The organism is Leptospira semungkisensis, assembly GCF_004770055.1.
Classification (GTDB): domain Bacteria; phylum Spirochaetota; class Leptospiria; order Leptospirales; family Leptospiraceae; genus Leptospira_B; species Leptospira_B semungkisensis.
The window spans coordinates 790,591-808,941 of record NZ_RQEP01000005.1 but is presented as its reverse complement, the minus strand read 5'-3'; the positions used below and the strand labels follow the sequence as shown (position 1 = coordinate 808,941).

The 18,351-nt window shown below is 41.3% G+C and carries 13 protein-coding genes; 7 read left to right on the top strand and 6 right to left on the bottom strand.

What is annotated here, in order from left to right; translation table 11 throughout:
- Positions 1 to 115 precede the first annotated feature (115 nt).
- From EHO59_RS03885 to EHO59_RS03860, 6 genes are all read left to right on the top strand, one after another.
- Positions 116 to 1,264 (top strand): lipocalin-like domain-containing protein, encoded by a 1,149-nt coding sequence (locus tag EHO59_RS03885; RefSeq protein ID WP_135584924.1) that lies wholly within the window; start codon positions 116 to 118, stop codon positions 1,262 to 1,264.
- A 111-nt stretch (positions 1,265 to 1,375) separates the two neighbouring features.
- Positions 1,376 to 2,389, top strand: coding sequence for an ABC transporter permease subunit (locus EHO59_RS03880; protein ID WP_135584922.1), 1,014 nt, complete (start codon positions 1,376 to 1,378; stop codon positions 2,387 to 2,389).
- Complete coding sequence (locus EHO59_RS03875; protein ID WP_135584920.1) at positions 2,386 to 3,423, top strand: ABC transporter permease subunit; 1,038 nt, start codon at positions 2,386 to 2,388, stop codon at positions 3,421 to 3,423. Before EHO59_RS03880 ends, EHO59_RS03875 begins: the two co-directional genes overlap by 4 nt.
- Positions 3,420 to 4,412 (top strand): ABC transporter ATP-binding protein, encoded by a 993-nt coding sequence (locus EHO59_RS03870; protein WP_135584918.1) that lies wholly within the window; start codon positions 3,420 to 3,422, stop codon positions 4,410 to 4,412. Before EHO59_RS03875 ends, EHO59_RS03870 begins: the two co-directional genes overlap by 4 nt.
- Entirely contained in the window at positions 4,409 to 5,371 is a 963-nt protein-coding gene (locus EHO59_RS03865) for an ABC transporter ATP-binding protein (protein WP_135584916.1), read from the top strand. Before EHO59_RS03870 ends, EHO59_RS03865 begins: the two co-directional genes overlap by 4 nt.
- Before the next feature lie 3 nt (positions 5,372 to 5,374).
- A complete protein-coding gene (locus EHO59_RS03860; protein ID WP_135584914.1) occupies positions 5,375 to 7,438 on the top strand; it encodes an AsmA family protein in 2,064 nt (687 codons plus the stop codon).
- Here the strand turns inward: EHO59_RS03860 and EHO59_RS03855 are convergent, their stop codons facing one another.
- From EHO59_RS03855 to EHO59_RS03845, 3 genes are all read right to left on the bottom strand, one after another.
- Positions 7,439 to 9,409: an LTA synthase family protein gene (locus EHO59_RS03855; protein ID WP_135584912.1), complete on the bottom strand. Its 1,971-nt coding sequence runs from the start codon at positions 9,407 to 9,409 to the stop codon at positions 7,439 to 7,441.
- A 155-nt stretch (positions 9,410 to 9,564) separates the two neighbouring features.
- The gene (locus EHO59_RS03850) at positions 9,565 to 11,484 is read right to left on the bottom strand and encodes a MutS-related protein (RefSeq protein ID WP_135584910.1); all 1,920 of its coding nucleotides are present in this window, start codon (positions 11,482 to 11,484) and stop codon (positions 9,565 to 9,567) included.
- Positions 11,481 to 11,714, bottom strand: a complete 234-nt coding sequence (locus tag EHO59_RS03845) for a hypothetical protein (RefSeq protein ID WP_135584908.1) — start codon at positions 11,712 to 11,714, stop codon at positions 11,481 to 11,483. Before EHO59_RS03845 ends, EHO59_RS03850 begins: the two co-directional genes overlap by 4 nt.
- Before the next feature lie 164 nt (positions 11,715 to 11,878).
- Between EHO59_RS03845 and EHO59_RS03840 the strand changes: the two genes are divergently transcribed.
- Complete coding sequence (locus EHO59_RS03840) at positions 11,879 to 12,085, top strand: hypothetical protein (protein ID WP_135584906.1); 207 nt, start codon at positions 11,879 to 11,881, stop codon at positions 12,083 to 12,085.
- Positions 12,086 to 12,359: 274 nt separating this feature from the next.
- On the opposite strand, the gene EHO59_RS03835 is transcribed toward EHO59_RS03840, so the two are convergent.
- From EHO59_RS03835 to EHO59_RS03825, 3 genes are all read right to left on the bottom strand, one after another.
- Entirely contained in the window at positions 12,360 to 13,982 is a 1,623-nt protein-coding gene (locus tag EHO59_RS03835) for a caspase family protein (RefSeq protein WP_135584904.1), read from the bottom strand.
- A 312-nt stretch (positions 13,983 to 14,294) separates the two neighbouring features.
- Positions 14,295 to 15,296, bottom strand: a complete 1,002-nt coding sequence (gene ilvC / locus EHO59_RS03830) for a ketol-acid reductoisomerase (RefSeq protein WP_135584902.1) — start codon at positions 15,294 to 15,296, stop codon at positions 14,295 to 14,297.
- 203 nt (positions 15,297 to 15,499) lie between these two features.
- Positions 15,500 to 18,271, bottom strand: a complete 2,772-nt coding sequence (locus tag EHO59_RS03825) for a PP2C family protein-serine/threonine phosphatase (RefSeq protein WP_135584900.1) — start codon at positions 18,269 to 18,271, stop codon at positions 15,500 to 15,502.
- Positions 18,272 to 18,351: the final 80 nt, after the last annotated feature.

Sequence of the window (18,351 nt, the reverse complement as noted above, 5' to 3'; positions counted from 1 at the left end):
GCCGAATTCCGCCGAATAGGTTGAATATACTTATTCAAAACGAAACCTTGGTTGGGTCTTACCTTCGTAGAATTTTACCAAGATTATGACGTTGCCTAGAGGTACGCGCATTTATATGCTCCTTAGTATTCTAAATATAAAAACAAAAATCCGGAGAAAGTCTCTCACTTCCACTCTTCTCATCCTAATCCTTTCCATTTTATTTTTTACTGCAAACCAAGACAGATTTGCAGCCGATCCAGGAAAGGCAGAGCACAAGGAAAAAACGGCCACCTTCAAAAGCTTTAAGTTTCCGCAAGATCATTTGTTTCATAAAGGTTATAGAGTAGAATGGTGTTATTTTATCGGGATCTTAAACACAGAGCAAGGAAAGGAATTGGGTTACGAACTCAGTTTCTTTAGAGCTTATCTAGGACCCAAGGTAGCGTTGTATCCTGTTCATTTTGCTATCTCCGATATGGAAGAAGAGAAACATAAGACCTCTCAAACCTTAGAGAGAGAACTTGGAGATGTTGCAGGACAAAACAGCACTTCTCTTTGGAGCGGAGACTATCGAATGGAAGTCACCGACCAAGGAAACATTACTATCTCAGCATTTCCTAGAACAGAAGCAGGTTTCGGTTTAGAATTGGAACTTTCTTCTAAGCCTAAGGATGTTTTGGTTCACGGTAAGAATGGAAAATCCTTAAAGAGCAGAACGAATCCAAAATTCTACTCTCACTATTATAGCGTTCCCAGAATGGAAACTAAAGGCTCTCTCTACCTTGAAGGAAAGGAATACAATGTAAAATCCGGAACAAGCTGGATGGATCATGAATGGAGTAGCCCAGAAGGAGCCGAGCCCGCATTCGATCTTTCTTCCAAGGATATTTCTTGGGACTGGATCTGTATTCAAATGGAAGACGGTTCCGATATCATGGCTTTCAATTTCAGAAGCAAATCCTCTCCAGCCTCAGAAACTTTCGGAAGCTTTAGAGGACCGGACGGCAAGGTTGTAACCTTTGAAAAGGAGAACGAACTCAACTTTCAGCCGGAAGACAAATCCTGGAAAAGCAATGCCACGGATATTTCCTACAAATTGAAATGGAAATTAATTTCCGAACGATTTAAACTGAATATCTCTCCCAAGTTTGAGGAGCAAGAATTCGATGCTCGAAGTAGTACCGGCCTGGCTTATTGGGAAGGCGGAGTGAATGTGGCAGGGGAAATAGACGGAAAAACCGTGAAAGGCAAAGGCTATTTAGAGTTAAAACCTTCTCGTTGAAAATTTCATCGACCGAATCCTAAGAAAAAATCTTTATCCGTAAATGCGGACGGAGAAGATTGTTGGATTCTGTAGGACCTCCTACACCCGCAAAGCAGGGCCCGAATAAAGATGAGAAATTACTTTCTAAAAAGAATGATCCTGATCCTTCCCACGATCCTTGGGATTACCTTCATAGTGTTCATACTTTCTCATCTCGCTCCTGGAGGTCCCCTAGAAAGGGAGATCGCAAAACTTAGAGGCTATGGCAGCGCAGAAGGCGCCCAGGCAAAAAGGATCAGCACCGAAGAGATCGATCTTCTCAAAAAGAAGCTCCATCTGGACAAGCCTCTCCCTGTCGCTTATCTCTATTGGCTATCCGAAGTAGCTCAATTAGACTTGGGAGAATCCAGACTTCATTCTCGTCCAGTAGACGAACTGATCTTTGAAAAGATCCCGGTATCTCTCACGTTCGGACTTTCAGGATTCCTGATCTCGTATTTAATCTGCATACCTCTCGGCATTACGAAAGCGATCCGAAGCGGAGAGAGTTTTGATAATAGCACGAGCATTATTATTTTGATCGCTTACTCAATCCCGGTATTCGCGTTATCCATGCTTTTACTCTTTGTGTTTGCCTCGGGAGAAGTTTTCTCCTGGTTTCCATTGGGACACGAGATCTCCGACGAATATGAAAGCTTAGGCTTCTTCGAACAAATAGCAGACCGGTTGGAGCACATGTTCCTTCCGGTAATCTGCTATGTTGCGAGTTCTTTTGCGGTTCTTACTTTACTGATGAAAAATTCTCTCTTGGATCAGATCTCCAAAGAATATGTTCGAACTGCAATGTCAAAAGGACTCTCCTTTAAGGATGCGATCTATAAGCATGCATTCAGAAACAGCTTGATCCCGATTGCGACAGGGTTCGGTTCCAATTTAAGTCTGATACTCGCGGGCTCATTGATCATAGAACTTGTGTTTAGTATCGACGGGATCGGACTTCTTAGCTTTCAGGCAGTGACAGAAAGAGATACGGATCTGATGATGGGACTTCTTCTCATACAAAGTCTTCTTTCTTTAGTCGGGAATATTCTCTCGGATCTTTGTTACGTACTCATCGATCCAAGGATCAATTTCGAAGCATGAATTCCTTATTCAAAAGAAGATTCGAAAAATTTAAAGCGAATAGAAAGGCTTGGATCTCTCTTTGGGTCTTAGGAATTTCTTACGGAGTTTCTTTATTTGCTCCTATCCTAGTTAATAATCAACCTTGGATTGTTTCCTATTCGCATTCCTGGAAATTTCCGATCTTTTTCTATTATACCGACAAGGATTTCGGAGGCACGGAGCTTTCTCCTACAAATTATAAAAGGCTCTCTAGTAGAGAAGATTTCCTGAATGGAAACAATTGGATCCTTTTTCCTCCGGTATCCTACGGATACAACGAAGACAGCTTAGAAACTATGGAGAAGGATGATAATCCTCCTTCTGCTCCGAACACAAAGCATTGGTTGGGAACCGATGATAGAGGAAGAGACGTATTCACTCGCATCTTTTATGCATATAGGAATTCGCTTAGTTTCGGACTGATTTTAGTTTTTATAGAATTCCTTTTCGGCACTATGATCGGAGGGATCCAAGGTTATTACGGAAAAAGAACGGATATCATCATACAGAGATTTATCGAAATACTCTCTGCAATTCCATTCTTATATTTGATCCTGATCATGGGTTCCTTTTTCGGAAGAGGATTCGTCGTATTGGGAGTTACGTACTCCGCATTGAGTTGGATCGGAATTAGCATGTACATGCGCGGAGAATTTTATAGATCCAAAACGCTTACATATGTGGATGCTGCAAGGGCCTTAGGTGTCAGCTCTTGGAAGATCATGAGAAATCATATTCTACCGAACGCGCTTACTCCTTTGGTTACATTTCTACCATTCACATTGATCGGAGCGATTTCCATCCTAAGCGCGTTAGACTTCTTGGGTTATGGAATCCCTGCGCCGAATCCTTCTTGGGGAGAAATGATCAGCCAAGGAAGAGAAAATATCAGAGCCTGGTGGCTGATTGGATTCCCTTCTATCGCTCTTGCACTTACGATTTTACTATCTTCTTTCGTAGGAGAAGGGATCCGAGATTCTTTTGATTCTAAGGATAAGGTCGTATACGAATGAATCGAGAAAACATTCTAACAGTAAACGATCTTAATCTAGAACTCCTAAAAGAAGGACAGTACGTTCCTCTATTGGAGAATATCTCTTTTGATATTAAGAAGGGAGAGACGCTTGCTTTGGTCGGCGAGTCAGGTTGTGGTAAATCGGTTTGTTCCGTTGCATTAACCAAACTTCTTCCATTGAATCTTTTCCGTTATTCCAAAGGAGAAGTGCTATTCGAGGATAAGGATCTATTGAAAGCAAGCTCAGATACCTTGAGGAATATTCGAGGAAATAAGATCGCGTATATTTTTCAAGAGCCCTTCTCCGCATTAAATCCTTTGCTAAAGATCAAGGAGCAAATGTGCGAAGCATTTCTATCTCATGAATTAGGAAGCCGTAAAGAAGCGGAAGAAAAAGCCGAATATCTTTTAGCTTCTGTGGGAATCACTGATATAAAGATGCGGATGAACTGCTATCCACATCAATTGAGTGGTGGGATCCTACAGAGAGTTGGAATCGGTATGTCTCTCATGTGCGATCCTGAATTGCTGATTGCTGACGAACCTACTTCGGCCTTGGATGTTACTGTCCAAGCTCAACTTGTGGATCTTCTTTTGAGATTGAAAGAGAAACTAAGTCTTTCCGTGCTATTTATCTCTCATGATTTCGGTTTGGTCAGTCATATTGCAGATAGGATCTGCGTTCTTTATGCGGGAAGAATTGCTGAGATCGGAACTGTAGATGACGTGCTCGATCATCCTTCTCACCCTTATACGAAAGACCTATTGAATTCTCTACCGTCTCAATTTGCAAAAACAGGTGTCTTCAAGCCTATAGAAGGCAGGGTCCCTTCTCCCGGAAATTATCCTAAGGGATGTCATTATTCGAATCGCTGCAGATATACCTTCGGGGAATGCGAGAACTCGAAACCTATATTAAAAGATCGGAATGCACATAAGCATCTCTCTGCTTGCTTCTTAGATGATAAGAAGGAGGCCGCGGTATGAGCCTCTTAGAGATCAAAGATCTTCATGTAAGCTACGGAAAAGAAACCTTTTTCGGAAGAGAAAAGTCTAGGCTCAAAGCGGTCGAGAATGTAAGCTTAGAACTAGAGCAGGGTGAGACCTTCAGTCTCGTGGGAGAATCCGGCTGCGGCAAATCCACTTTGGGTAGAGCAGTGCTTCGCTTATTAAAACCTGATTCGGGCTCCATCTTCTTTCAAGGACAAGAAATACTTAGCCTCAAAGAAAAGGACTTCTTACCTCTTAGAAAAAAAATACAGATCGTATTCCAAGATCCGTACGCTTCTTTGAATCCACGCAGAAATATTAAGGATATTTTAACTGAGGGACTTTTCATTCACGGAAAATACACCGACTCAGAAGCGGAAAAAGAAGCCTCAACTATTTTAGAGAAAGTAGGACTTTCTCCGGAGATCTTGAGCAGATATCCTCACGAATTTTCCGGAGGGCAAAGACAAAGGATAGCGATCGCGAGAGCATTGATCTTGAAACCAGAATTTGTTCTCTTGGACGAGGCAGTTTCCGCGTTGGATGTTTCCAATCAAGCTCAGGTTCTTTCACTCTTGGATCAGCTCAAAGAAGAGTTCGGACTTTCCTATTTATTCGTTTCTCACGATCTAGGAATCGTAAAATCCATCTCTAACAAGATCGCAGTCATGTATTTAGGAAGGATCGTTGAGATCGGACCGAAAGATAAGATCGTAGAAAGGCCTTCTCATCCTTATACAAAGGCTTTGTTCGGAGCCGTATTCGAAGTAGAAAATCGAAAGATGAAAAAGTCACCTTTGCAAGGAGAAGTTCCAAGCATTCTCGACAAACCGAAAGGTTGCCATTTCCATACCCGATGCCCTATTGCTCAATCGATCTGCTCCCAAGAGACCCCAAAATGGAAAGAGATCGGTAACGGACAGAAATCTTTTTGTCACTTTCCTGATGGAAACTAAATCATGCGCTCCTGGGATGTAATCAACGGCTATCTCGAAGAAAAGAAAATCCGTTATGTTACGCTCATTGCATTCTTCTTCGTAATATTTTCTCTGATCATATATATTCCCTTCGTTGAAAAGAAAGAAGTATATAAGGAATTCATACTAAACCAACTTAGAAGTTCTACTGGACTCGATATCCAAGTAGCTCAATCCGATCTCTACATTTTTCCTTTTCCTGGTATAGAATTGAATCAGATCGAGATCCGAAAGAATTCTGTACTTATCGCAGTCAGCGACAAAGTTGATATTGATATTTCATGGTTCGGACTTTTAAAAAGAAAAATAGAGATCAGAGATATATCGATCAACGGAGGATCTCTTTATCTTCAAAGAAGAAAAGACGGCTCCTTTGACCTTCAAGAATATTTAAAAGACAAAGAGAAGGAAAAAGAAGTCAGGACCAATGTCAAGATACTTCTAGACGATGTGAATTCGAAAATAGGTCTGAGTGCCAGCGATTTTATTTCCGCAGCTTTAAAGAATCTTGAAGTCAATAATTTCACTTTCGAATACAGAGAAGACAATCACGATCGGAATTATAAGGTCTATTTCAGTAAGTCTAAGGCATCCGTTTCTTTTTACGAAACTGATCTGGACATAGTATTCAACGGATCTATCGATGATCAACCTATAGACCTAGAATTTTCCGGAGCTCTTCTTAAGTTTCCTTGGGATTTAGAAAAGGCAAAGTTCTCTGCCGTTCTAAAAATCGACGATCTATCTCTTTCACTTCTGAGAGATCTATTCTTTGTATTTCCATTGGCCGACTTTTCCAAAACCAAGGTTTCGGGACGAATAGAGGTCTATAAAGAAGAAGGAAATATATTTAGTTTTAGAGTAAGAAACCAAATCAAAGATCTGGCCTATAAAGGCGGTCTCCCTTTTGGAAATATAAAATTAAATGCCGATTTCGATCTGGATCCTCTGCAACAGAAAATCGCATTTCCTTTCATAGAAGGTCTATGGGAGGGAGTAGCTAAGATAAGCGCGAAAGGAAGCGTAAACTGGAAGAACAGAAGCCTTGGCCAATTTTATATTAAATCCGAATACGGAGATTATCATAATATTCTAAAGCTTGGAAAACTATTCCAAGTAAAGGACGATCTATTCGACCCTAACTCACCGCCAGGAATCTTTTACTTTACCGGTGAGCTGAATAATTTCTTCGCATTCAAACATAGATTTCCTTATATCAGCTTAGAAGCGAAATATGTGGATCCATTGCTTTCCATTCCCAAATTCCATGCATACATCTATAATGGAGAAATTTTAGGAAAGGCAAAGATCTATCCTAAGATCCCTCGCATGGAAGTAGAAGGAGATGCACATAGATTGCAGGTGGATCGTGTCCTTCTTCCGTACGTATCGGAAAGAGTGATGATCGGAGAATTATCCAGTTGGTTCTCTTTTGAAACTTCTATTCGAGATCACTCCAAGGATTCGGTCACTGAATTATTCTCCAACATGAAAGGCAATGGCAGCATTACTGTGCAAAACGGAGAGCTTCTCGGTTATGCGAACTTCATGATCCCGGTCTTGAATACTGTCGGAAAGCTGATAGCTTTAAAAGGAGTCGATGGAAGAAAACTGCAATTCACTTCTCTCAAGTCGGATGTAAAAGTATCCGGCAATCAGATGTTCTTTCCTAATTTGAAACTAGAGATCTCTGACAGTGGAATGGACGTAGATGGAAGAGGAAGTCTAGGTTTCGATAAGAAGATAGATATGAGATTGCATCTTCGGCTCGGTGGAAAGTATCTAGGTAAAGGACTTCACGTTCCTATTATATATGCTGGAACTTTCGGCAAAAGCATTCCTTATGTAGACCCAATCTGGTTAGGAAGTATTTATACTGGGATGACTTTGCTCGGCCCCTATCTCATTCCTTTAGGCGGACCTTATGCAGGTGGAGTCGCAGGCTCCGTCATCGGGGAATATGTAAGAGATCTTTGGGACGGAGTTACAAGCTTATTTGGCGGAGGCAGCTCCGAACCTGATCCTAAAAAACCGAAAGAGAAATGATTAGAACTCTTTCTTTTGGAGTTCTTCTTTCGTAGGAAAGATCTGATTCTGATTCATCAATTCATGGCTCAAATTCAAGAAGGCACTCGCCTTACGAAAATGCGATTCGCAGACCTTAGGATCCGTTTCGCAAAGAGTCACTTCTCCTCTTGGTCCGATTGCAGAGTACTTTAGATTTCGATTTCCATCTACGAAATGAATATAGAATAAACTAGATTCGATCCAGCCGATTAGATTTCCATAAGCAAAGTATGCAGACTCTGTTCTCTGAGGTGAAAGAAGGTTACGGCCCATTGCGGAGAAGTAAGTCTCTTTTCCTACTAAACCTAAAATTGTAGGGATCACATCTAACTGAGAAGCATTTCGATTGTCTATGGCCGGCTTGATCTTACCTGGCGCATAGATCAAGAACGGAATATTTCTATCTTCATAGTAATCCAAGTATCTATGATGAGTGTGATCTGCCACGAAAACAAAGATCGTATTATCGAAATACTTGGACTTCTCCGCTCGATTCATAAAGTCCTGAATCGCCCAATCCGCATAATGATAAACATTCAGATATTCAAAATCCCTTTCATCTTCACCAAAGATTCTGAACTTAGAATCGGGAGCTCTATAGGGATAGTGAGTAGAAAGTGTAAGAGATACACCTAAGAAAGGTTTCTTGGACTGAGAGATCTTTTCATGCAAGACCTCCAGAACGTCTGCATCATCGTAGCCCCAGGCACCTATTTTAAATTTATTGAATGCAGCTATTTCTTTTTTTCCAAGTACAGTGTCAAAACCCCAGTGAGGCATGAGAGTCGCCTTATTATCGAAACTCAGATCCCCTCCAGTTACGAAGAAAGTCTCATAGCCCAAGTCCTTGAAGATATTTCCGATACCCGAAAAATTTCCCAATACTTGGTGAGTTCTGACCACAGTCAATCCTGGACGATCCGGAAATCCAGTAAGGACTGACATCATTCCGTTAGTCGTCCTTCCTCCTGAAGCAAAGAAACGAGTATAAAATCTTCCTTTACGAAGAAGACGATTGAAATTCGGAGTCAGCTCTTTTCCGGAAATTTTTCCGTCACTGATCGGATCGATAAACTTACCTGTCCAATTCTCCAAAAGAATGAGAACAATATTAGGAGGCTTGCCTGGATTCGTTTCCTTTTGCTTTCTAAGCAAAGGATATTTTTTTCCTACAAACTCGGCACCTTCGTAAGAAACATCTTCCTTTACGATTCGGATCGCCTCTTCTCTCTCGAACTTAAGATAGTTCGGGATGGATTGGCTCTTCAAATCCATGATCGAAGTGAACACGCCGTTCAAAGCGATATTGTTTACGAAAGAATGTCCCGAAACGATCGCGTTACTCGCTCTCAAAGGAGTTTCTTGTATTCCTCCTCGAATCGCGAAGATAACAACAACTAAGATAACAGCTGATAAGAACGTATCTCGTTTCCAATTCTCAGGGTTATATCTATAAGGATTGTATCTTAAGAATAAAACTGTAGATAGCGGTAAGAAAACTAAGAGAAGAAGACAAGCAACGACAGCCAAGAGAGGATTATTCTCAAAGGCGGATTTTAGGATCACTCCCATGTCCTTGCCTATAAATACAAAACCTTCATATCCGATATGCTTGTTTGCATTCTCAAAATAAACGATATCAGCAATCAAATGCGAGATAAGCCAGATCCCAATCAGGATCGGAAAGTAGCCCCAGATGAAATGAAAGAATTTATAACGATTCAAATAAGGAAGGCTTGATAGAAACGCAAACAGCCCTAAAAGCATTGCGATCACGGAAATATCAAAACGAAAACCGACTAGAATCGCAAGAAGCACCTCGCTGACGGATGCGCCTTCTAAGCGATAAGCATAGACCCAAAGAAAAGCTATCTTATATATAATTAGAATCAGTTCGAAATAGATCGCGTAACCGCCGATCAGCTTTAGATTCGTTGGTAATCTTTTCATTCTTATCTAATTTATTAGTTTTCATTCTCAGTCTCGGGGGCAAGACAAAAATAGAAACGGACTTGGATGAAAACTTGTTAATCGAAACAAGCAGATGGACTTAAGTATCGCGACCAGGGTCCGATTTTGATAAGAAAAGAAAAACTTAGATTGAGCTAGCTTATATCTAAGCCTTCTAAACGTAAAACTTCCAATGCATTGCTGGATTGGACTACACCGGCTCGGATCTTATAGTCAAAGGTCATTTTTCCGTCTTTTATCTCTTCTCTAAAATGAAAGAGGGATAGGTCGGCCAAATCGGCCAGTTCTAGATCATGAGTAGTGATCATTCCGAATACATTATATTCCCTTAATTTATTCAGAATTCCTTTGCAGGCTATCGTCCGTTCTCTCGAATTGGTTCCTTTTAAAATTTCGTCCAACAAAACCAAACTAGCATTTTCTCTTTTAGAAACTTCTTGTAGAATATTTCCTAAACGACGAACTTCCGCATAAAAGAAAGAGATTCCTTCGTCGACAGAGTCTTCGTTTCGAATACTAGAATACACTTCTAATATCGGTGTCTTGAATTCTAAAGCAGGAACCGGTCCTCCTGCCATGGCAAAGATTCCGCAAATTCCTAATGCTCTTAGGTATGTAGTCTTACCCGACATATTGGAACCAGTCAGGAGTAGAAGTTTTCCGGGGATTATAGGGTCTAGACTGTTAGAGATCCTTTTATCAAAAGGGATCAGTGGATGGACTAAACTCTTTGCGCTGATATTAGAAGTGGATCCATTTTCTTTTTCTAATATAGGAAAATTGAAATCAGTATCTATCCATTTCAAATTGGCTAAGGGCAGCAAGGAATCCAGTTCTGCCAAATCTTCAAAAGCAGAAAGAACGGATTCTCCTCTTTCCTTCCACCAATTCGCATATCTTCTCCAGACCCAAAGATCAAAAAGAAAAAGAACATTTAAGAGACTATGAGCCAAAGGAGATTGAGTATAAGCGGCTAAGTTCGCAATCTTTTTCAATCTTTTCCAATACGTATGAAAATCCTTTCGAGTCCAGTCCGCTAAATATGTTTGCCCCTGGACAGAACTCATTTGTACAGAGCGAAGATATGAAAGAAGCTTTCCCAATTCGTCCAAGGTCTCCCAATCTTCCGCGAGAGGTTGAATCATTTTGAGGGAAGCACCTCTATAGAATCCAAAGAAGGACAGATTCAATAAGAAGAATCCAAAACCCCAAGTCTGACCGAAGAGAAAGCTTCCGATCACTAAGATCCAAACAAGGATCACCCAAACCGGAAATAGAAAGCGGATCACACTTCCGATTCCTCCAAGCGCTAAGGTCCAAAAACCAGAAGGCTTATCTGCGAATAAATGAAATGGAAAGTCCTGTTTTTCCTGACCTGATCTTTCAGAGGAAATGCTTTTGAATTTAGGAATGTAAGAAGGAAGTTTCTCTTCTTCTCCATCTTTGCGAGCGGGAAAAGAGGCCTCATAGAGTCTCAATTGCCTTAAGAGTTTTTGCAGGGTCTTTTGCTTGGAGGAAAGATTTTGGACAGCGGATTGTCGGGCTCGGATCTTACCTTCTTCTTTCTTCTCTAAAAAGTATTTCAAGAATCCTGAGTTGGATTTAGGAAGCACCGTAGTATCGATCCGAGAGAATATTCCCTTTTCTCCAAGGAAATCCAGATCTTTCGTCCAAGGAGGAAGATCGGATTCTAATAATAGATTTTTATAATATTCCTTCTTTACTTTGGGGTAAGATTTTGCATCCAAAAGAATCCGAGCCTTTTGGGTCTTTAGAAAATCCATCCAAACTTTTAATCTTCGAATCCTATCCTTATGGTCCTGATAAAGAGATAGAAGTTTATAGAAACCTGCGAGTATCAAGATCGAAGGTAAATAGTATAACTCCGAGTCTAGTCGAAGTAGATATACACCTATGATCCAAGAAGCAAAGCTAAAGAATGCAAGAAGACGAAATGCGGAGAGATAGGATAAGTTGGATTCTTCTTTACGAATGATCCGGTCTAGGCGGGAAATATTTCGATCGAGCCGATCAACCCTTTCGAGGGCCTTCATACTGCTAAGGTGACGTTCTCGTAGTTTTCGGATTCTCTTTTATAGATCTCATGGTCGAGAAGTCGAACGAGAGAGCCCAAATCCTGCATCAACCATCTAGAAACCACTTTGCCTCTGTCCCGACCGCGGAATTTATCCACGTAGACGTAGCCAAATAGGTCCGTTCCGTACTCGTATACGACGAAACGACCGGATCTTTTACCGGTTCTATTTTCCAAACGGATCTGCATTATAACCGAATTTACCCCGTACTTTCTTTTCGTACAAGAAAAAAATATCTCAAGTATTTTCGCAAGTTCCCGAAGTACAGTTTGGGAGAAAGCTTCCTTCCAAGGATGGAAAACGGAACCTTCTTCCTCTTTTTACCCCTGAATGGGTCGCACGGAGGCGATTTATGATGTATCCCGAAATGGATCCGGACTTACGGAGTTCCTTCTCAAAAATCGGAAAAACCTTTGCCAATCTCACGAACGATACAGTTCTACCTGAGTTCGGCTTAAATGCAAGAAACCTTCTAAACAGAAAACAAATGAGAATCTTAGTAGAGATTCGAAAAAAAAGGATCAATTCCACACAGTGGAAAAATTTTCAAAAAGACTAATACCAAACCAGAGCTCTTCTCTACCTTCTAGCCGAGGGTAGAGCGGAAATCCCACCCCGCATTCTTCTTATCTTTCTTCTTCAAATATATTAACCAATTTTCTAAGCATTGAGATGGCTCTGTCGAATTCAGTCTAAGACAGCCTGAATGTATTGGAATAAAAGAGAGCCAAAACCGATCTTCTTTCGAAGGCAAAACTCATTGCTCAGTGCCTAAAAACAAAAAGGCCCCTCGTGTTATCGAGAGGCCTCACAAAGATCAGCTAGTTTCGATCTTAGTATTTTGTTTTAGTGGAAGGAAGTTTTACGTTCAGGATCACATCCACTTCCGTAACTTCTCCTTCACGGACCACAATATTGGAGTTATTCAAATTCAAATCTTCCGCAAAAGAAGCTTTGATCTCGTACTCTCCCGGTTTCAGGTTCGTAAACCAGAAATTCCCGTTTTGATCCGTATTCAGCTTTTGGATACCGGTTACACTGGTAACAGTCGGCATGTAGATAGGTTGGTTCAACACAGGGTTGTCTAATGTGCGATAGAACACCTTTCCACGGATTGCTCCGAAGCCACTCATAGAAGTTACTACTTCCAATTCGTTCTTCTTATTTGGGATCACTGCTTGTGTCTTTTGAATCTCCGGATAATCATCCGCTTGGATGGTCACCTTATGAACACCTGCAGGTACTCCTTTTACAGTGAGAGTATAAGTCGCACCAGGGACAAGTTTTCCCATCTTTTTAACTGCTCCCCAGTAATTAGAAACTTCAGAAGAGATTGTCTTATCTACTTCTTTATCGTCGATCAGTACTCGAATAGAACGATTGCCCACTCTCTTCTTGCCTGTTGTTAAACGAATATCAGGAGGAAGATCGGAGACTCCGTACGCTCTGTCTTGAATAATGGTGGTCTTGATCACCAAATCACCTTTCTGATTTGTAGGAACAACAGGAGGTTCTTGGTTCGTAACAACAGGAGTTTCCGGTTGAGGCTTAGGTGGATCCACATCCGGGACCGGAGTAGGATTCACAGGAGGTTTAACAGGCTCGACAGGTTTAGGAGGATCCGGCTTCTTCTCTCCCGCGAGGAAGATACCGGACGCGTTACCCGAAATCTGAGGCACTTGCTCATGATCGAATTTCTTTGCCATCGCTACAGTTTCATCTCTAGAAGAGAAGAATGCTTCGAGAGCTGTAACTACATCGTCCTGATTTAAGTCCGCGCTAGATAATGCTCTTCCGAAATTGTATGTAAAGATTCCATGATTGATGGTACCTCCTACTTCGATGGCAGTTTGGTTATCATCCGCGCTGGAAATAATCGCCTTATCTTGGAAATAGAAGTCTTGAGAATCTTGCTTAACCGTTCCATCGCTTCCTTGCGGGATCGGTACTGGAGTAGAACCTCTAGTCGCTTTTCCTTTCTTGGCTATCCCTCCGGAGAAGCAACAGTCAAAAACGAAAACCGTCTTTGGAGATTTGATCCCAGCCAAATAATCGTTTAACTCATCATCGGACAAGTGAGGACGATCATAGCAAATGATCAGGTTTCTCATTCCGTTCTTTGCCTTTTCATCTCTTTGAAAGGCTCCATGTCCGGAGAAATATAAGAATACTGTATCATCAGACTTAGCCTTGGACGCGATCGCTTTGATCTCGCGTTGGATATTATCCTTGGTTACGTCTTTACCTAAAACAATCTTGATATCGTCGAATTTCCCCACACGTCTGATCTCATCGTGTAAGTACTTTGCATCCGCTTCACAAAGATTTAACTCGGGAATTCCTGCCTTGTTTCCTTGGTAATTGGATCCGAAGATTAGGCCTAGCCTCTTCTGTGCGAAAACATCACTGGAAAACAAAAAGATAGAAATTCCGATTATGGAAAATAAGGATTTCAATCAGAGCCTCCTGGCTTGGGTGTCTCAAGGTAGCAAAAACAAAAGCTTTGTCATTATTTTTTTGCCCGATCTAGCGAACGAAGATGCCGCTTTAGAACCGTTTTTAAGACCGAAGAAGTATAGGTTTACTTTCCTGAAAATGCTGTAAAATCGGAGCTTGGGAAAGAAATTTCCAAATTATGTCCGAGCTTGGGGAACTTTTATACGAAGAAGTGGCCGAAATGAAACTCGAAAATCATAAGGCTTCGATCCAAATAAAAAAGGCCGGAAAATTCCGGCCTTTTCATTCACTCGTTTAAGAAGAGGTAGATCTTATTTACCCAGCCATTTCATCATGCCGCGTAATTTTTTGCCGACCGCTTCGATCGGGTGACCCGCATTCTTTTCTCTCATCTTATTGAACTCAGGATATCCAGCTTTGGTTTCTGCGATCCAAGCTTTTGCAAACTTGGAACCATTTGCCTTTTGAATATCGTTCAAAACATCTTTCATGCGAGCTTTCACACCTGCATCGATGATCCGAGGACCGGAAACATAGTCGCCGTACTCAGCAGTTCCAGAGATAGAATAACGCATACGATCTAATCCACCTTCGTAAATCAAATCAGTGATGAGTTTTACTTCATGCAGACACTCGAAGTAAGCGATCTCAGGATCGTATCCTGCTTCGGTCAGAGTCTCGAATCCAGCCATGATCAAGTTAGAAAGACCACCGCAAAGAACGACTTGCTCTCCGAAAAGATCAGTCTCAGTTTCTTCTCTAAAAGAAGTTTCTAATATACCTGCTCTTCCTCCGCCTACTCCGGACGCGTGAGCGAGAGCTCTTTGTTTTGCAGTTCCGGTTGCATCTTGGTTGATTGCGATCAAGCAAGGAACACCGCCGCCTTCTACATATACTCTGCGAACCAAATGTCCTGGTCCTTTAGGAGCGACCATATAAACGTCTACGTTCTTAGGAGGTTGGATGAATTCGAAGTGGATATTGAATCCATGAGAGAAGACGAGAGCATCTCCTTCTTTCAAATTAGGCTCGATATCTGCCTTATAGATGTCTGCTTGGATCTCGTCCGGAGCAAGGATCTGAATGATATCTGCTTTCTTTGCAGCTTCAGAAACGGAATAAACTTCGAAGCCTGCTTCTTCCGCATCCTTTTTGGATTTGGATCCGTCTTTCAAACCGATGATGACCTTCAGCCCTGAATCTTTCATGTTCTGAGCTTGTGCGTGACCTTGGCTTCCGTATCCGATTACGGCAATGGTCTTTCCTTTTAATACGTTAAGATCCGTATCTTTATCGTAGTATAAATTGGCCATGGTATTGGTACCTCTGATTCTACCTTTGGAACCTTTAGATCGCCCTATGATTTGAAATGAGACTTAATGCTGAAAGGCTCTATCTCGAACTTCTTAAAGTTCCGGAGGACGGGCAACGATCTGAAAACGGGAGTCGAACCGATTTCTAAAGGGTCGTTTTTACAAAACATTGTGAAATGGCCGATTCCACAATCTAAATTTACTTAGTAGCCCTTTGATTTCAGTAACTCGTCGAGCTTTCGTACTCCCGGACTTTCTCCATCGATAGATTGAGCCGAATCCAGAATAGAACGAGCCTGAGAGAAACGACCCAATAGCCTATAGTTATCGCTTAGATTGATCAGGTTTGCCAAGCGATGAGGTTGAGAGATACGAACCTTCTCCGCTGCCACTCCTGCCTTATCGTATTCTTTCATGTGCTTGTAGCAAACGGATAATAAAAACCAAATATTGGGAGAATCTGAATCCAGCTCTAGATACTTCTCGAACCAACCAGATGCAGGCGAATATTCCTTTCGATCATAATGTACTTGGCCGAGCAATCTAGGAGCGGCTTTGAAATTAGGAGAAGCTTCGATAGTCTCCTCTAAGAGTACGATAGCTGTTCCGATCTCTCTTTGTTGGAGCAGCGCTTTTGCTTCGGCGTATTTGCGGAGAATGGATTCGGAAACTTCTATCTTTGTTTCTCCAAGACTCGGAGATAATTGTTCTTGGAAACCGATTCGTATCAGAGATAAGTCATCGGAAAGAGCGCCTAACCCATGGATCCGATCTACTAAATTGTCCAAGTCTCCCTTAGAATCCTCTACCGTTTTTAAGAATAGATTCTCGTCCGAGTTCATTACCCAAGAGATCCCGTCTTCGGTGAGATTGATATCATCCCTTCCATCAGAACCTATGTACAAAACATCTCCAGGAGCAAGCTGGAATTCCAAGATCTTAAAGCTCATCTCGGAAGGAGAACCTAGTTTACGTAAAGTTAATTCTCTTTCTAAAAAAGAAGCCTTTGCATCTCTCAGTAGAACGGCCCAAGGATGTTCCGCGTTAAAGTAGTACATCTTTCCGGTTTTCTCATTGATCAAACCCAAGATCACCGAAGCCATCATCACTCCGTCAAATGTGCGAAAGATATCGTCTAACTCTCTATACGTTTCCTGGATCCAATCTTCGGGAGTGACACTAAGTACCTTTCCCTGACTTGCGGACCTTGCCATGATATTATTCATAGCCGTCCCGAGAACGATCGCTCCCCCGGCTCCCTGCATGGACTTGCCCATCGCGTCCCCGTTCAGGAATACCGTCCATTTTTCTTTCTCTGATCCGAATAGAAGATTACCGCTGATGCAAATATCTCCGCCTATCTCGGACTCTTTATTCTTAAATATAAATTTCTTCTTTTGTTCAATATAGAAGTTTGTAGTAACCTGCGAAGAACGATTCCAATTCGTCATGAGCGGTTTACTCAAGAGAGAAGTAAGAAAGTAATCTCCATCCTGCTGCACTTTCAAGGTATGGATCTCTTCCATCTTCTCCGTAACTTCTTTGGTTCTTGCTTCTACCTTTTCTTCCAGAGTATCCGCATATTCCTCTAACTTAGTCCTTCCTTCCAAAATGCTATCCACCATTTTGTTAAAGGAACCAGTTAGATATCCAATCTCATCCTGCACAAGGACTGGAATCTGAACGGTTAGATTTCCTAAATTTACTTCGCCAACTCCTTGGATCAAAGTATTCAAAGGACGGACTAGACTTCGATTAAAGAAGAATGGAAATAGAACCAATACCACGAATACCAATGCCATAGTCAAAAGCGCGATCCAGCTATTGGTATCATCCAAAAATTTTCTATAATAAAGATAAGGAAAAGCGACCTGCAATGTCCTTTCTCCCGCCTCATCTCTCAAATAGTAGGAATAAAATAGATCGGAAGAAGGAGGAACATATCCTTCTGGCAAGATCTTTGGCGAATTAACGGAAGAAGTTCTCTTTGAGAAATTTCCTAGTTTACGATTTTCTAAAATATCTTTTTGAGAGGCAGTCAAATTCGGCTCTATTCCGGAAGACTTGGTCAATAATTTCGGCTTATTAGAAGAATCGGAAACGGATACTGCGTATGCGATCGAAGATCCTTCTGCCTTTCCTGTTTTTAGAAAATTGATCGCCTCTTTTAGACTAATCTCGTCGAAAGAACTTTCATTCTTGAGATTTACCACAGTAGAAAATGCTTGGGCAAAAACCAAACAAGTGGCTACCGTGATGCCTACAATCTTCGTCATAAACGAAGTCTTATCTACTGTATTATTAATAAATAATATGATAAGAGAGAAATATCCCAAGATCATAAAACCAACGTACAGTTGCTGGAATAAGTTGAAGGTAATCACTCCTTCTCTTAGAAGAAGATTCGAAACCACCGGCACTAGATACGTGATATCCATTCCCAAAGACATTTGGAATATGGATTTTCTTTCTTCCTTATCCGCTTGGATGATCTTTCTCACCTGTATAAAAATCATTACTAGCAAGAATGCCAATAATGAGATTGCTAATAGATTTCCTACCTTAGGATGATAATTATAGATCTGTCCCTTGAAATCAAATACAGGCCTACTTCCGAATATTTGAAAATACGAATATAAGATCGTTATCGAGGAAATTCCGAGCAAAGAAGCGATCACATACTTGGCTTCCTTTGGTCTATCGTTGCGAGGATAAAGATAAGCAAAAATGCACAAGAAAATCGTTCCGAAAACAGCAGCTGGCCCGGTCACCAAACGATGATAAGAAGCACTCGGCTGAGGAAAGATCGCTGAGATAAAGAATCCGAAATTAATTAAGAATACGAATAAGAACAGAAGAGAAAATGCACTAGTATAATTCGCCTTTCTCTTGAGACTTGCCAAGAATGCGAAAATAATAAAAGTGAATATGGAACAGATGAGCGTTGAGATCGCCCATGAGTTAAAATAAACCATGGAGCGACTTTTCTAATCTCTTATCATTAGAATTCAAGAGTTTTACGTACGATCTATATCAGATTTTTATAGATCATTAC

Coding starts and splice junctions, on each gene's coding strand:
- EHO59_RS03885 (WP_135584924.1), top strand. CDS start 116: ATGCTCCTTAGTATTCTAAATATAAAAACAAAAATCCGGAGAAAGTCT.
- EHO59_RS03880 (WP_135584922.1), top strand. CDS start 1,376: ATGAGAAATTACTTTCTAAAAAGAATGATCCTGATCCTTCCCACGATC.
- EHO59_RS03875 (WP_135584920.1), top strand. CDS start 2,386: ATGAATTCCTTATTCAAAAGAAGATTCGAAAAATTTAAAGCGAATAGA.
- EHO59_RS03870 (WP_135584918.1), top strand. CDS start 3,420: ATGAATCGAGAAAACATTCTAACAGTAAACGATCTTAATCTAGAACTC.
- EHO59_RS03865 (WP_135584916.1), top strand. CDS start 4,409: ATGAGCCTCTTAGAGATCAAAGATCTTCATGTAAGCTACGGAAAAGAA.
- EHO59_RS03860 (WP_135584914.1), top strand. CDS start 5,375: ATGCGCTCCTGGGATGTAATCAACGGCTATCTCGAAGAAAAGAAAATC.
- EHO59_RS03855 (WP_135584912.1), bottom strand. CDS start 9,409: ATGAAAAGATTACCAACGAATCTAAAGCTGATCGGCGGTTACGCGATC.
- EHO59_RS03850 (WP_135584910.1), bottom strand. CDS start 11,484: ATGAAGGCCCTCGAAAGGGTTGATCGGCTCGATCGAAATATTTCCCGC.
- EHO59_RS03845 (WP_135584908.1), bottom strand. CDS start 11,714: ATGCAGATCCGTTTGGAAAATAGAACCGGTAAAAGATCCGGTCGTTTC.
- EHO59_RS03840 (WP_135584906.1), top strand. CDS start 11,879: ATGATGTATCCCGAAATGGATCCGGACTTACGGAGTTCCTTCTCAAAA.
- ilvC (WP_135584902.1), bottom strand. CDS start 15,296: ATGGCCAATTTATACTACGATAAAGATACGGATCTTAACGTATTAAAA.
- EHO59_RS03825 (WP_135584900.1), bottom strand. CDS start 18,271: ATGGTTTATTTTAACTCATGGGCGATCTCAACGCTCATCTGTTCCATA.